Raw genomic sequence first — 15769 nt, 5'->3', positions numbered from 1 at the left:
AATCCCCTAAGGTGATTTATCTATCGGCTTGGTTTTAGGCAATGCTGCGCTCGCATCTGGCAACAGCCGAAAAACATAAATGCAACACAATGATTTTAAAGACAATTTGGCGACAATAACGCATTTTTCTGTTACACTCCCCGCCTCTTGCTTATCGCTATTGACGTGTTAGCGCCCGCACTGAAGCACAGTTAACGCTCCGAGCAAGTTCATTATCTTCAGTATTCGCCCCCTCGGTGGCGATGCTGATCAACTACACCAATACGGTTCATATTCGCGCTTAATACTCCTTCTCCAGCCTTGGGGATTGACAAGAATCTGTCCTTAGATCGCGCGTTTAACACTTAGCATTAGTCAATGCTAAATAACGAGATGGGTCGCCCTCACTCTGCATGAGTACAGCGGTATTCCCACACAAACCATTTTTAAGGAACTATCATGCACACCACTTATACAATTGGCGAACTCGAGTCGTTCTTAATTGCTATCTTCGTGCTGTTTATTGGCCATTCCATCAATCGCCATGTGCGTGTTTTTAGACAATACAATATTCCCGAACCTATCGTAGGCGGGCTGGTCGTCGCCGCCGTTGTGGCCTTTTTACATTTCCAAGACATCACTCTCGCCTTTAGTTTACCCATGCAAAACACCTTAATGCTGATGTTTTTCAGTACGATAGGTTTATCGGCAAACTATAAGTTACTGCTTAGTGGCGGCAAAAAAGTGTTTATCTTTTTAGGCGTAGCGTCTGTCTATATCGTCATTCAAAATGCGGTAGGAGTGAGTCTTGCCAGCCTCCTCGGCTTAGATCCCATCTTGGGCCTTATCGCAGGCTCGATTACGCTGTCAGGCGGCCATGGGACTGGTGTTGCCTGGTCACAAACCTTTGCCGAAAACTACGGCATCAACACCTTAGAGCTTGCGATGGCGGCGGCCACCTTTGGCTTAGTCATGGGCGGCATTATCGGCGGCCCCGTCGCGCAGCGATTAATTGGCAAACACAATCTGGTCTCAAGCTACGGCATGGGCCGTAAGCACCACGCCACGCATCCACAACTGGTGACCTATGATCAGCTCGAAGAGGACCAAGTCACCGCCAAGACTATCATCGAAACCCTGTTTGTACTGCTCATCTGCGTTGCTGGGGCGAAATGGTTTACCGTGTTTGTTAGCGAATATCAGCTGAATTGGCTCAAGATGCCAGACTTTGTCTATGCCCTGTTTCTTGGGGTTATCATCGCCAACATCACCGAAGTGACCCGAGGTTATAAACCCCATACCGAGAGTATCGATGTGATAGGTACTGTGGCACTGTCGTTATTCCTGTCTATGGCATTGATGAATCTCAAGTTGTGGGAAATTTTGGATCTGGCTATCCCCTTACTGATTATCCTGTTGGTGCAAACCGCAGTGCTGGCGGTATTCGCCTATTTTGTGACCTTTAAAATTATGGGCAGTAACTATGATGCGGCGGTGATCACCGGCGGTCACTGTGGCTTTGGTATGGGCGCCACTCCTACGGCGGTGATGAATATGGGCGCACTGGTGTCACGCACCGGCCCCTCGCCTCAAGCCTTTATGGTGGTACCGATTGTCGGCGCATTCTTTATCGATATAGTCAATTTAATTGTATTGCAGGGCTACCTCAGCTTTTTGATGTAATCGCACAAGGTTTTGTGAAAACGCTTTATCATCAAACAAAAATGGCGCCGATAAGGGCGCCATTTTTTTATATCTCGTGGAGAGTGAAATCTAGGTACAAATTAGAACGCGCGCATCATGCGTTCTGGTCGCGGCAGGTAATAATCGTTGTAATCCAATGAGAAGACCACTGAGCTTGAGCGGCCAACAATCTCCTCTCTGGGCACAAAACCTATGACTCTTGAATCGGCACTGTTATCTCGATTGTCCCCTAGCGCCAAATACTGGTTATCAGGCACAGTAACAGGGCCAAAATTAGCCAGCTGCGAAGGCTGCGGATTAAGTCGAATACTGTGGGCTATGCCGAGGAGATCCTCCTGCCACTCGGTGACATTCGCCGGCGCATAGGCACTTAATGTTTGCTGTGTATATGCGAGTGGTTTGCCATTTAAATACAAGCGATTATCCCGCATCATCACAGTATCACCGGGTACGGCGATCACCCGCTTAATCAGCTTTTTATCGGCTTTTTTAGAGTCGAACACGATAATATCCCCACGTGTTGGGTCCGCAAGTTTAACGAGTGGGATATGGGTAAAGGGCACTCTGATATCGTAAGCCATCTTATTCACCAGAATGCGGTCGCCCTCAACAATCGTCGGCAACATAGAACCTGTCGGCACGGTATTCCAATCGGCCACCGCACTCCTAAACACCAGCATTAAGCTGATAAACAACAAAAAGGAGCGATTATCTCTAAGTAATGTTCTAAGTTTTTTAAACATTCTGTTTATCTCCCTAAGGCCAAAATCCAGCAATCTTCTCGTTTGATGACAGTGTTAACTTATCAATTGCCAGACGTAAGCAACTCATGCTCCTTTAATAGACTCATCAATATCGGCGAAGTTCTTCGCGGATAACATCTTGGCTTTTTCCATTTGTAAGCCAATGTGACAAGTGCTCAAGCTCAAGCTTAGGCTCAGGCTAGAACACTCAAATAATCACCATAAAAAAAGCACTGGTTTAGGCCAGTGCTTTTTTTACATTTTGATTTTACATCTAATGGTGTCGCGGCATTCGCCATAACCCCAAACAGGCCTCATCTTAAGCGCCCGCTTTTAATAATTCGGCGCAGGATTGATTGAGTAATTGGCGGCAGCGCCAAACACCCAGCAGCGCGACTAACAAGGCGCCGCAGACAGGGGCAATCCCCCACCATGGCCAGTGCATATACACATTGAGCTCAAACACTTGGGTCTTTAACAGATACAGCGCAAATTCCGCCACTATCACTGCAAGCACCCCAGCGATGCCTCCGAGTAATGCAAATTCAAGCCCAGTGGCGCTACGCAGTAACCAACCAGAGGCGCCAAAGGTGCGCAGCACAGCGAGTTCACGCTGGCGCGTGGCCATTCCCGCCTCGGTTTGCGCGATAAGCACTAAAGAACTGGCCAGTAAGACGAGAACCAAGACCAACGTCAGCGACAGCGACACCTGCTCAATAATTTGTCGCAATTGCCCCACCATGGCGCCGACATCGATAATCGACACAGTAGGAAACTGCTGGATAAGCTCGAGGATCACTGTGTTCTTTGGTGCATCATTCCCTAGCTCATCCGGCTTTTTGTCATTGAGGTAGAAACTTGCCATCGAGGTATAGGCAAAGGGCGCCAGCGCTTCTTGAGTGAAGATCATAAAGAAGTTTGGCTGCATGGTTTCCCAGTGCACGGCACGGATACTGGCGACCTTGACCCTAAGCTCTTGGTTATCAATCATGTAGGTCAGCGTATCGCCCAGCTTTAGCCCTAAACGCTCGGCAACACCTGACTCGACAGAAACCTCATCCGCCGCCTGATTAAAATGCCCTTCAACTAACTCATTGTTTGCGGGTAAGCTATTGCGCCAAGTGAGATTAAGCTCGCGGGAGATCCCTACTCGTCCCTTCTCTCCCGCCTCAGCCTGCTCGTTGGAGATCAAGGTTTCACCATTGATTTGAGTCAAGCGGCCGCGAATGACGGGATAGATATCCGTGGCTGCTATGCCTCTCTGCGCCATAAAGTCATTTAATGGCTTAGCATCATCGGGGGCGATGTTGACCAAGAAATAGTTGGGCGCATTCTCGGGCAGCTGTTTTTGCCACTCGTTCAGCAAATCTTGCCTCAGGGCCAAAATGGTCAGTAGCAATACCAAGGCCGCACTAAAGCCCACCAATTGCACCGCATTTTGCCGCGCGCGGCGGCGTAAACCCGCGAGTGCAAGTTGCAAGGGATTGGTGGTTTTCATGCCGACACTGTGGCCAAGGCGGATCATCACAAAGCCTAAAATACTGAGTAATACGCCGAGTAGCAGCACAGCCGCGACCACCGTCAGTGTCAGCGCCCAGCTTTGGGAATACAAATATCCCAACAGTGCCATCGCCCCTAAACTTAAGAGTAAATGCAGCCACATGCCGAGCTGCAAGCCTTCGAGCTGCCTTTGTAAGACCCGCAGCGGCGGAATCGCCAGCAGGCGCATCAAAGGATAGGCCGAAAACATAAAGGCGCTGATAAGCCCAGTGCTGAGCCCAAGCAGTAGCGGCCGCGTCAACGGTGGCGAATAGGCAGCGATTTCAGGGGGTAACAGTTGATTAATGCCTAAATCCAGCAGTGCTCCGCCGATTAATCCCTGCACAATGCCGAAGAGCGTCACCAGCAGTAAATGGATGCCAAATAGCCGACGAATTTGTGTTGATGAGGCGCCAAAGGTTTTAAGCATAGCCACCACATCATAATGACGTTGGCAGTAACGTTGGGCTGCAATCCCAATCGCGGCGCAAGCAAGCGCAATACCGAGCAAACTTGCCAGCAGTAAAAAGCGCTCCGCCCGCTTCACCGCGCCCGCTATCGGTGAGTCGCCGGACTGCACATCGACCCAGCGTTGGGAATTATTCAGCAGCGGTTTAACGCTATTTTCAAAGGCGCTTAAGGCGCTTTCTTCACCCACAAACTGATACAGATAGGTCACTCGGCTGCCAGGTTGGATAACCCCTGTCTTGGCGACATCTTCAATCCGCATTAACACCACGGGGGAAGAAGCAAACGGATTAAAACCCGCATCGGGTAAGCGGCTGATTTCTTGACTTAAATGAAACTCACTGTTGCCCAACTCCAATGTTTTCGGGTATCCCAAGAGTCCTCCTAAGCGACTCTCGAACCACACCTCATCGGCGTGGGGCAAGCCTTGGGCTTTTTCATCTTGGCCATTGGCCGCTTTGAGTTCGATATCTCCCTTAAGTGGATAACCAGACTCAACCGCCCGCACTGTGACTAACTGAAACTTATCCCCCGCATACACCATGGAGTTAAATTGCATATTGGTCACATGCTTAAGACCAAGCTCATCGGCCTTGGCCAGAATGCTGGCGTCAATTTGAACAGGAGAGTCGATAATGCGATCGGCGGCGATAAACTGGGTCGCTTGCCCGTTGATAGCGACTTGCAAGCGCTCACTGACCCGCGCTAGACCGCTAACCGACAGCACAGCCAAGGTAATGGCGAGGATAATCAATAACAACTGCCCCTGTTGCAGCTCGCGCTTAAACAGGCGCCATGCCAAATTAAGCTCCATGGGTTAGGCCTCCTTGGCGCTTAATTCAAGGTTGCCATTCACATTGTGCGATGAGGCCGAATCTAACTCTTCCTGCAAGTGGCCGTTATCCATAACCAGTTGCCGTTGGCAGCGTTTCGCCAATTGCAAGTCGTGGGTGACGAGGATGAGCGTGGTGTGGCTCTCTTGGTTCAGCTCAAACAACATATCGGCAATTTTATGGCCGTTGACACTGTCCAAATTGCCGGTTGGCTCGTCGGCAAAAAGCACTTTAGGTTCACAGATAAAGGCGCGGGCAATAGCCACCCTTTGCTGCTCACCGCCGGATAACTGCTTAGGTAAATGGGTCAAACGGTGTGATAACCCCACGCGCCCCAACATAGCCTCTGCCTTCTCCTTGGCATTTTTTACCCCAGCTAGCTCGGCAGGTAACATCACATTTTCGAGGGCGGTTAAGGTATCAACTAACATAAAAGATTGAAAAATAAAGCTCACTTTCTGCTTACGCAGCGCGGCTTTCTGTTCTTCATTGAGCGGTGATAGGGCTTGGCCATCGAGCCAAATCTCCCCCGACGTGGGGGTATCGAGCGCGGCGAGTAAGCCAAGCAGTGTCGATTTGCCCGAACCGGAGGGGCCTAATATCGCCACACTTTCCCCCTGCTTGACATCTAAGTTAATGCCCTTGAGGATAGTGAGCGAACCTTCCTGAGTAGTCACCGATTTTTCGAGGTTAACAACATTGATGGCACTGTTTTTTGAAACGACGTTAGACATAGGATCCTTCTTATACAAATCGTTCTTGCGTCAATCGCTAAGATGCAAGCCGATGGCAAAGGCCGTGAGCGCCTGCATCCTGTTAAGTCTGTTTATAACCACGCCAGTTCAGGCGGCGAAAGTATTGATCCTCGGCGATAGCTTAGGTGCCAGCTATGGCATGTCGGAACAAGTAGGCTGGGTGGCGCTGCTGCAAAAAAATTTACCCGAACATGAATTTACCAATGGTTCGGTGAGTGGTGAAACCACAGCGGGCGGATTGCGTCGTTTGCCTGCGCTGCTCGATTCCGTTTCCCCCGATTTAGTGGTGGTCGAACTCGGTGGTAACGATGGTTTACGTGGATTCCCCCCAACGCAACTCAAAAATAACCTAATCCAAATCATTACCCTAGCTAAAAATAGCGGCGCTAAAGTGCTACTGACCGAAATCATGGTACCGCCTAACTATGGCCCTCGCTATACCCAAAAGTTCACCCAAGTGTATCAAGAGATTGCTAAAGACGAGGAGATTGCATTAATCCCCTTCTTTATGCAGGACATTGCGCCCCATCCTGAGTTGATGCAAAGGGACGGAATTCATCCCAATGAAAAGGCCCAAGAGAAAATAGCCACTTGGATGCAACCTTGGATTGAAAAAGCACTAACTCAATAAAATCGCTGCAATTTTAAGCTAATAAACAGCTTGCTGATGTAAAGTTGCACTTAAGCGATAAAAACATGCTCCAACGCAACATTAACGCCCGAGATAAACAGTAAAATTCATGTTAGCAAATGGTTAACCCAACAAGGAGTCAATATGTCCCTTAGCCATCAGCAAAAAGTGTACATACCCAAGGAAGCTCGTACCAACCAGTACATCACCGCCGAAATTAAAGTCACGGATGAATTACTGGCGCAATACCCCGATTACCATAGCTGTTATCAAACCTTAAGCCGCATTATTTTTAACTTGGCAGAACAACACGATCTCCGTAACGTTCATGTGATCACTAACGATAAACTGCCAGTTGTGCGTTACCACACCGAAGCCTATTGTTTCCAAACCGCTGAACAAATTCTGTTTTTTTACAATCCCGCCTATCACGAGGCACAAAACCTGTTCACCGAGGACAACTACCGCGCCCGCAAACTGCGTATTGTGTTTTTAGCGACTGGCGATGAGATCCGCAGCAACTCGGCCAATTTCCATACCCGAGTACGAGAACTCCTAAACGAATTAATGCCTAAGCTGCCGATTAAAGATCTCAAAGTGAAGATCCGCGACCACCAGCATTTATCCTATGATTTATTTGCTAAATCAAAAGGTAATAAAGAAACCTACGGCTATAAACTCAGAGCCATAGCACCAAGATACAAGGCCAGAAAATGTGACCTGCCAGAAAATGTTAGCTCACTCACCTATGTCACCGTCAGCTTGCCGCTGAGTCGCAAACTCAAACAAGGTTTACAACCCGACTCTGCGACGGACTTTAGCCCGTTATATCAACATCTTGAAGATAACTTCCTCAAGGCCGCAGCTAATAAGCAATTAACGCGATTGGCTATGATAGCCAACGGCCTAACTCCCTTAGTGCGTAACAGTAAGTTTGAGAAGCTCGACAGCAAGGCCGAAGTGCAAATGATCGGTTTTGACCCGAACGCAACCGAGCAACAAGTTATCCGCCGCTGGGATGCCGACAACTTAGTCGAAGCCGCGCATTTTACTATCGTCGCGGGTGCAAAAGATTGTGATGACTCCGGCTATGGCCGTTTTATGAATAACGTCGAAGCCGCACTGAAAACCTTTGCCGCCGAGATTGGTCTAGATCCAGAGCGAGAAGATCTCGTGGTGCGCTTCCACCAGCACATTAGCTACCAGCTCTAATCATTCGCTGTAGTACAACCTAAAACAAAGGGCGCATCAGCGCCCTTTTTATCTTTTATTCCAAAGTATTAGGATCATAGGATGCCATGCGCTAAAGCGCGCTAATTTGGCTTCAACCAACCTTTTATCAACTTGACTACTTTATCGTAGTCATCGTCAAAACTGTGGCCACCGCTTAACTCCATCACAGTGACATTGGGCTGCTTGACCTCTGGGCATAAATGCAGCGGCGCATCGTCCTCTTTACCGTAGAGGCAAAGCATAGGTACAGAGGTTTGTTTGTTCACTTCGGGCAAGGTTAAGTAACGGGCCGATTGATTATCCGAGGTGACCATCTCGCTCACATGGATTTCAAAATCAGAGGATTGTGAAGGAGAGAGCAGCACAGCCCCCAAGATATTTTTCCGATACTGCGCGGGCATCTCGTTTAGCACAAAGGGGATGACTTCCGCCCCAAAGGAATAACCAATCAAAATCACTTTTTGCGTGCCAAATTCCGCCTGATACTTGTCGATAATGGCTAAGGTATCTTGGGTGACATCTTTAGGATCTTTTTGTTTCCAATAGTATTTCAGCGAGCTCCAGCCGACCACAGGCCATCCCTGCTGCTGTAAGATGCCCCCAACGGCTTTATCAAGCGTCGCCCAACCGCCATCACCACTCAAAAAAATCACCAGCGGTGGTTTGCTATGGGATGGCGCAGCGTTTACCTGAGTTGATGGTTCGACAGGCAACAGGGTCAACCCCAGATTATCGGCAAACTCATCGGCAAAGGCGTTAGTAGTTGAACATAAAAGTAAAACGCTCAGTATCTTGATTAAGGATTTCGTCATCTCGCACCTACTTTTTAAATACGCCAGTTGCACCACGACTCGTTAAGGTCACTAAACTCCCCAGCACTACGGGTAAAGAGAGCCCGCCATAACAAATCAAATACTTAGCTTCCCATCTTGGATTAAACTTATCCTTATACCTCCTAAGCCCCTGAAAGTTGTAAAATTTATTCCCCTTCTTATAAACCGTTTTGGCAAGCTTGGTCCAAAACGGCACCAAGGCTCTATCGGTTAATCCTGACATGGGCGCCATGCCAAGATTAAACTGCTGATATCCTTGCTGTTTGCCCCAAAGCAATAGCTCTGTAAACAAAAAGTCCATAATGTTGCTGCCCGATAAATTCGGCAGATAACGCATCAAATCAACGGAAAACTCCATTTTGGCGCCACTGGCCCACACATTTGAAAAAGCCACCAGCTCGCCGTTCAAATACACTAAGGCCATTGGCGTGGCGCACAGGTAAGCGGCGGAGAAATAACCAACCGAAAACCCCTTCTCTCGCCCCTGTTTGGCCTTAAGCCAACAGCTTGAAATAGCCTCTAATGTTGGCAATAGACTCTGCACCTCACTGGCATCGACAAGCTTAAAGCTCAAGCCTTCCCTTAATGCCTTGGCATGGCTCTGTCGCAAACTGCGATACTGACTCGACTGCAACTCAAATTCCGCCAAGGACACTATGGCCTCTTCGCCGAGTTTATACAGGCTCAACCCTTGCTCTAAAAAGTGGGGTAAATACTTTTGCGTCACTTGATAAAACACTGGCCAGCCATCGTAGGCATCACACAGCTCGCGAAACTGCCACAGGAGATCATCAAATTTATCTGGATCACCGATAGGATCGCCCATCACCACCCAGCAATGTCCGGCGCGGGCATACATTAAGAAGGCATCTTTATCTTCATTAAATAACAGCGATTTATCTTGTACTAAGGCGAGATAACCATGGCTACTCGGCGCATCGGCAACAATCTCCATGGCGCAGTACAAGGCCGAGCTATCTAGGCGACTGGTATGGGGTTTTCGCACCGCGAGCACATAGCGAATGGCAAAACCGAGCAGAATTACTAAGGCTATCGCACCACCCCGTAACGCACGGGACACATGGCTATCCTGCGAGAAGGTTAACCAAAGAGAATGGTCATAATCCACATCTTGGTAGGCAAAAAACAACACCCACACCATTAAAAACAATGCTGCGGCGAGGGACAATAACCAGCCGAAGGAATATTTAACGCCCACAATCGAACCTTGGCGATAAAACACCTGTTCACAGGGCAGCATTAATAAATAGATAAGACCGAGCGCCAGGGAAATCTGCCACTCAGCGCCCTTAAGCACAATAAAAACAATGGCTACTAATAACAACTTTTGGGTGAGTACAAAGGCTTTTTGATAACGCTTAAACAAGCCATGGGATAATAACAGTAGCAAAATACCACTGGCACTCAATATTAAGCTCGACAATTCGACTATCGGCAGCGGCACTATCTCCCCTAGCCAATGATATTTGTGCATAATGGAAGGGTTAACCACTGACAGCAATAAAACTAAACCAACGGAAAACACACTAATGCTTAATAGTGACGGCAATAACTGCCTGACAATATGTAAATCAATATTTATCTTAGATAATTTATCCTTATTATTGAATGCCAAGCCCACCACAAAATAAATCAGGGCAAGCATAAAAGGCACAATATAATAAATGACGCGATACACAATGACAGAGCCCAGTATTTGCTCAACGGGTAAATACTGGGATAAGGTCACTGTGACTACAGATTCAAAAACACCAATCCCCCCAGGCACATGGGCAAGCACCCCGATGGCATTCGCCACAAAGAAAATACTGAGCACTTGAAGGTAACTTAACCCATCCACCGCAGGCAGCAGGGAATAGAATAATGTTCCCACCACTAACCAATCGAGTGTCGAGACCACAAACTGCTTCAACGACTGAGTCAGTACGGGAGGCGCAAACTCAAACCCTCGAAAATAAATCGGTTTTTTACGCCACAGACTAAACAGAAAATACCCTACTACGCCGAGCAGCATCAGAACGCCAAACACGCGACTTAAGGAAAACAACCACGTTGGCAACGGCAAATCAGCCAATTGCTGCGCTGGGAAGTTAATCAGCGCGATACCACAAATAAAGAATAACCCGAGGAAAAAAGTCACCGAGCAGGCAAGCACTATTTGAGTAATCTGATTACCGCTTAGCCCTAACTCTGAATAAAACTTATAGCGTATCGAAGTGCCTGTGAGTAATGAAAATCCTATGGTATTGGAAAAGGTAAAGGCTAAAAATGAAACGGGAGCGACTTTTTGATAGCTTAATGATGAGCCAAGTTGCTTAATCGCAAGATAATCATACAAGGTTAAGATTAAGTAGCTTGTCACTGTCAATGCAATGGCAAGCGCAAGCTGTGAAAATGAAAATAATTTAACCTCAGCCAAAATATCATTTAATTGATAATCCTGCTCAAGGTTATACAAAAGCAATAACGAGACTGTGAATATTAATAAGCTAATAATCACCCGAATACGTCTCCCCATTTTCATCTCCACATATTGTTTAAGGGGCAAATCAAGGTTAATGGCTATTATGGATAAGGCATTAAATCTGAATTAACTTTAATTTATTATTAAGTGCTGTTTTAGCGAAAGATTTTTAACATAGTGATTTTTGAGTGGCAATCAAATTAAACGTTAACTAGATGATGTTTTATTCATCTTGTAACAAGTATGTTTTAATTTGCATTAATAATATCCAACCGCCTTATCTGAACATACAAACACCAGTAAAGGTATTCAGTAAAGCCCCAACGACTCACCCATATTTTGGGTTGAGAATGTTGAGCTTAAATCGAGTCTCTTAAAACTATCTCCCCTTACCGCCGCGATGACTTGCACCATTTTGGCCATATTTCACATTGCCTTTTGCTGCCCCTAGCGCATTCTGTTAACGAAATAATAACAAAAAGCAGGAGCACCTATGTTCAACAAGACGACACACCCGCTGGCGAAGAAGGGCGTTAAGGCGACATCACTCCACCTTTGGCCAATCAACTCCCACGGGAATAAAACTCAAGCTAAGGCGAATTGGCTGATGCCAACTGGGGTCGCCCTACTGATGGCTTTTAATCTCACGGGTTGTTTTTCTGACGATGACCCAGCCCCAGAGGTAGTGACACCGCCCGTGGTTCAGCCCCCTGAAACAGGTCCCACCTTCCCCGAAGGCGCCATCAAAATCCCGGCGGGGGATAATCTCACCACTCGTATTCAAGAAGCCTTAATCAACGCGCAAAGTGGTGCTGTGATTGTGCTACCAAAGGGCACCTTTAATATCGACTCGACCTTGCTGTTTGATGGTGACGTGGATGGGGATGGCAGCTATGCCAAAAACGTCACTATCATGGGCTACGGGATGAAGGACACTGTGCTTAATTTCTCTCAAGCTAACTCGGGAGATGGGATTTTCGTTCAGAATGCGCTGAACATTACCATTCAAGATCTGTCGGTCAATGAGGCCAAAAACAATGGCATCAAGCTTAAAAATACCAATGGCATCATACTGCGCCGCGTGGGGGCGGTGTGGGAAGGTGAGCTCGACAAAGATAACGGCGCCTATGGTCTGTATCCCGTTGAGTGTGAAAACATTTTGATTGAAGACAGCTATGTCCGAGGCAGTGCCGATGCGGGCATTTATGTGGGCCAATCCCAATATATTGTGGTGCGCCGCAATATCGCCAAGGAAAACGTAGCGGGGATTGAGGTCGAAAACTCTAAATATGCCGATGTGTATGACAACGAAGCCATGGGTAACACCGGTGGGATTTTAGTGTTCGATTTGCCGATCAACAACCACAGATACGGCTCTAGCGTGCGGATTTTCAACAACAAAGTGTATGACAACAACACGCCTAACTTCGCCAACGCCTCGGCCAACCCAGCTGGGGTGCACATAGTGCCGCCGGGGACAGGGGTGATTGTGCTGTCTACCGCCGATGTGGAAATCTTCAATAACGAAATTACCCACCACGATACCTTAGGGGTGACTGTCAGTAGCTTCTTTATTGCAGAACCCGATATGACCTCCTTTGTCGGCAACTATGGTCAACCAGGTCAAGCCATTGAAGACGGTTGGCGCCCAGTGCCACGCAATATTTACTTGCACGACAACGTGATCACCGACTATGGCAGCAAGCCTAAAGGTTACTTAATTCAAGATATTATCCGTGCTTACGTTATCAGTCATGGTACCTTGCCCGGCGTACTCTACGACGGCTTAGGGGAAATGCTTGCCAATAACGGCACCGCCGCTTACCTAGGTTTGAAAGAGGCGCCCTTTGCCGCAGATGGCAGCGATAACGTCTGCGCCAGTGATAACGGTGATGTGTCCTACGGCAGACTCTATGCCAACAGCAACACCGACATCAGCATCGCCGATGTGCAATACGAGAAGACTCAGAACAACCTGCTGAAATGTACCCAAGTGAGCCTACCCGTACACACAGTCACCTTCGCGGGCCAAGTGTTTGGCTGCGGTGTTGACGATAATACCGCAGGCTGTGATGGCGGCGTGCTCGTTGGCGGTGGTGGCACTATAGGTGAAGGCGAAGGCGGTTTAGTGGGTGATGGTGACCAAAGTCTTTGTCAGGCGACGGGTTCAAACGTCAGTTGGGATGCACTGCTAAAAGCAAACTGCCCTAAACTGTCGGATTACAACCTGTTTAGCGATGCCAAAAACCCCACGGCAGGGCCTAATTCGGGCGGTGTCCCTTACGATCTTAACACTCAGCTCTTTACCGACTACGCCAGTAAATACCGCTTTGTGTATTTGCCTTCGGGACAAAAAGCCAGTTACTCCGAAAACGAAGCGTTTGATTTCCCAGTGGGTAGCGTCATCGTCAAATCCTTTGCCTTGCCAAGCGACACCAGTAAGCGCGGGATCAGTAACGAGAGTTTGATTGAAACCCGTTTGCTGATCCATCGTCCAACTGGTTGGAGCGCCCTGCCCTATGTGTGGAATGCCGATAAGACAGATGCGACGCTGGCGAAAGCCGGTGCGATTAGCAGTCAAACCTTAAGCCATAAAGGAGAAAGCCTCACCTTTAATTACATGGTCCCGAGCATGAACCAATGTAAGCAGTGTCACCAGTTTAAGGCCGATGACAACAGCAACGCCGTGTTTGTGCCTATTGGTCCTAAGGCGCGCCATTTAAACCGCAATTACAGCTATCAAGATGGCACCATGAACCAACTGCTGAAATGGGAAAGCCTAGGTATTTTGCAGGGATTGCCAAATCTGAGCCAAGTACCACAAGTGCCCGCCTACCACGATGGTGACGAAGCCACAGTCGCAAGCTTAAGCGATACCGCATTAATGCAAACGGCAAAAGGTTATCTCGACATCAACTGTGCCCATTGCCATAGACCCGAGGGCAACGCCTCTAACACAGGCCTTAAACTCGAATACTGGCGTGGCTACAGCGATGATGCGGGTTTCTCCCACGGTACCTGTAAATCGCCGGTCGCCTATGGCGGTGGAAACTTAGGTTTCGACGTAGTGCCTGGCAATGCCGCTGAGTCCATCATGCACTTTAGAATGCAAAGTACGACCCCGGGCGATCGTATGCCTGAAATCGGTCGCAGCCTATCCCATGATGAAGGCGTGGCGCTGATCAGCGAATGGATTAAACGCCTGCCTGCGGCAAGCTGTTCGCACTAGCGTTATCGGTAACAGTGGGTGAAAGCAGGCTTGCAATCACCCACTTGCTTACTACTCCAAGACTGAGCGACACCCTGACAGAGAAGGCCGATTTAGGCCTTCTTATTGCAAGCAACAGCTTAAAGAGCGGATAATCCAATGAAAAACCGCCTAACACTTATCGCAATCTTCAGCTTAACGATTCTAGTAACAGCCTGTGGCGGCGGTGACAGCCAAAGCAGCGATAATGGCCAAACGCCGACTCCGCCGACGACTCCTACAGTGCCGACTGTACCGACAACGCCCACCAGTCTGTGCGTGAATACCACAGGGCAAGTTAACTGGTCCGCCTTAATGGCAGAGGACTGCCCAGAGTTAAGCCAATACGGGCTCTTTATCGACCCCGCAAACCCTACCGCGCAGCCGCAAGCACCGGGATTTGGCTATCAGCTCGCCACACAGCTGTTTTCTAACTATGCCAGCAAATACCGTTTTATCTATTTACCCGCAGGCAGCAGCATGCAATACCAAGCACAGGAGGCATTCGAGTTTCCAACTGGCGCCGTGCTAGTCAAAACCTTTGCTCTGCCTCAGGATACAGCTATCACAGGCATAGCCAACGAAACCCTTATTGAAACGCGGCTATTGATAAAACGCTCCCAAGGCTGGACGAGTCTGGTTTATCAATGGCAACAAGGTGAAGCAAAGCTGCTAACCGCGGGCGCAAGCGTGCACCATACCCTGATTAATCAGGGCCAAAGCCAAAGCTTCGATTACAACATACCAAGCCGCGCCGAGTGCAAAATTTGCCACCAAATCAATCAAGATAACACTAGTCAAATCATTCCGATTGGCCTTAAAGCCCATCTCTTGAATCGCGATATCATCGACCAAGGGCAAAGCGTGAATCAACTCAGCCTGTGGGCTAAACAAGGCAAGCTTGAGCTGTTACCCGAGTTAAGCCAAGTCGCTAAAACCTATGCCATAGACAACCTCCAAGCCGATTTAACCAGCCGTGCTAAGGGCTATTTAGATGTTAACTGCGCCCATTGCCACAGCGCCAAAGGCTATGCCAGCATCTCCGGCTTACGCCTTGGGTTTTATATCGACCATACCAGCTATCAATATGGCATTTGCAAACAACCACCCGGCTGGGATGGCGGCGCCAAAGGACTCGATTACGATATCGTCCCCGGCAATGCTGACCACTCGATTCTGCTCTATCGCCAAACGCTGTCAGAACCTAAAGATCGCATGCCGCCCATCGGTCGCAACCTTGAGCACCAAGAAGGCGTGGAATTAATTCGTCTATGGATAGATTCACTGGCACCGAGTTTAGGGAATTGTACTTAGATGGA

Annotated in this window: 10 protein-coding genes; 5 read left to right on the top strand and 5 right to left on the bottom strand. The window is 48.4% G+C overall.

Going from position 1 to position 15769, the window contains the following annotated elements; genetic code table 11:
• Window positions 1-438 precede the first annotated feature (438 nt).
• Window positions 439-1662 (top strand): sodium/glutamate symporter, encoded by a 1224-nt coding sequence (gltS, locus tag K0H59_RS08075; RefSeq protein ID WP_086903895.1) that lies wholly within the window; start codon window positions 439-441, stop codon window positions 1660-1662.
• Window positions 1663-1763: 101 nt separating this feature from the next.
• Here the strand turns inward: gltS and lepB are convergent, their stop codons facing one another.
• The 3 genes from lepB to K0H59_RS08060 all read right to left on the bottom strand — a co-directional run bounded on the left by lepB (window position 1764) and on the right by K0H59_RS08060 (window position 6000).
• The gene (lepB, locus tag K0H59_RS08070; RefSeq protein WP_220055198.1) at window positions 1764-2426 is read right to left on the bottom strand and encodes a signal peptidase I; all 663 of its coding nucleotides are present in this window, start codon (window positions 2424-2426) and stop codon (window positions 1764-1766) included.
• A 319-nt stretch (window positions 2427-2745) separates the two neighbouring features.
• The gene (locus tag K0H59_RS08065) at window positions 2746-5247 is read right to left on the bottom strand and encodes an ABC transporter permease (protein ID WP_220055197.1); all 2502 of its coding nucleotides are present in this window, start codon (window positions 5245-5247) and stop codon (window positions 2746-2748) included.
• 3 nt (window positions 5248-5250) lie between these two features.
• Window positions 5251-6000, bottom strand: coding sequence for an ABC transporter ATP-binding protein (locus K0H59_RS08060; RefSeq protein ID WP_220055196.1), 750 nt, complete (start codon window positions 5998-6000; stop codon window positions 5251-5253).
• 52 nt (window positions 6001-6052) lie between these two features.
• Here K0H59_RS08060 and K0H59_RS08055 point away from each other — a divergent pair, with 52 nt between their 5' ends.
• Window positions 6053-6652, top strand: a complete 600-nt coding sequence (locus K0H59_RS08055) for an arylesterase (protein ID WP_220055195.1) — start codon at window positions 6053-6055, stop codon at window positions 6650-6652.
• A gap of 144 nt (window positions 6653-6796) precedes the next feature.
• A complete protein-coding gene (locus tag K0H59_RS08050) occupies window positions 6797-7864 on the top strand; it encodes a DUF3083 family protein (protein WP_220055194.1) in 1068 nt (355 codons plus the stop codon).
• 101 nt (window positions 7865-7965) lie between these two features.
• On the opposite strand, the gene K0H59_RS08045 is transcribed toward K0H59_RS08050, so the two are convergent.
• Together K0H59_RS08045 and mprF are read right to left on the bottom strand one after the other, a co-directional pair.
• Entirely contained in the window at window positions 7966-8697 is a 732-nt protein-coding gene (locus K0H59_RS08045) for a virulence factor (RefSeq protein WP_220055193.1), read from the bottom strand.
• Window positions 8698-8704: 7 nt separating this feature from the next.
• A complete protein-coding gene (gene mprF, locus K0H59_RS08040) occupies window positions 8705-11257 on the bottom strand; it encodes a bifunctional lysylphosphatidylglycerol flippase/synthetase MprF (protein ID WP_220055192.1) in 2553 nt (850 codons plus the stop codon).
• 439 nt (window positions 11258-11696) lie between these two features.
• On the opposite strand from mprF, the gene K0H59_RS08035 reads away from it, so the two are divergent.
• Entirely contained in the window at window positions 11697-14432 is a 2736-nt protein-coding gene (locus tag K0H59_RS08035) for an SO2930 family diheme c-type cytochrome (RefSeq protein WP_220055191.1), read from the top strand.
• A gap of 138 nt (window positions 14433-14570) precedes the next feature.
• Window positions 14571-15764: an SO2930 family diheme c-type cytochrome gene (locus tag K0H59_RS08030; RefSeq protein WP_220055190.1), complete on the top strand. Its 1194-nt coding sequence runs from the start codon at window positions 14571-14573 to the stop codon at window positions 15762-15764.
• The last annotated feature ends 5 nt before the right edge of the window (window positions 15765-15769 follow it).

Origin of the sequence: Shewanella sp. FJAT-51649, assembly GCF_019457435.1 — a bacterium.
GTDB classification, from domain to species: Bacteria; Pseudomonadota; Gammaproteobacteria; order Enterobacterales; family Shewanellaceae; genus Shewanella; species Shewanella mangrovisoli.
The sequence above is the reverse complement of the archived record's forward strand: the minus strand, read 5'-3'. Positions and strand labels throughout refer to the sequence as shown.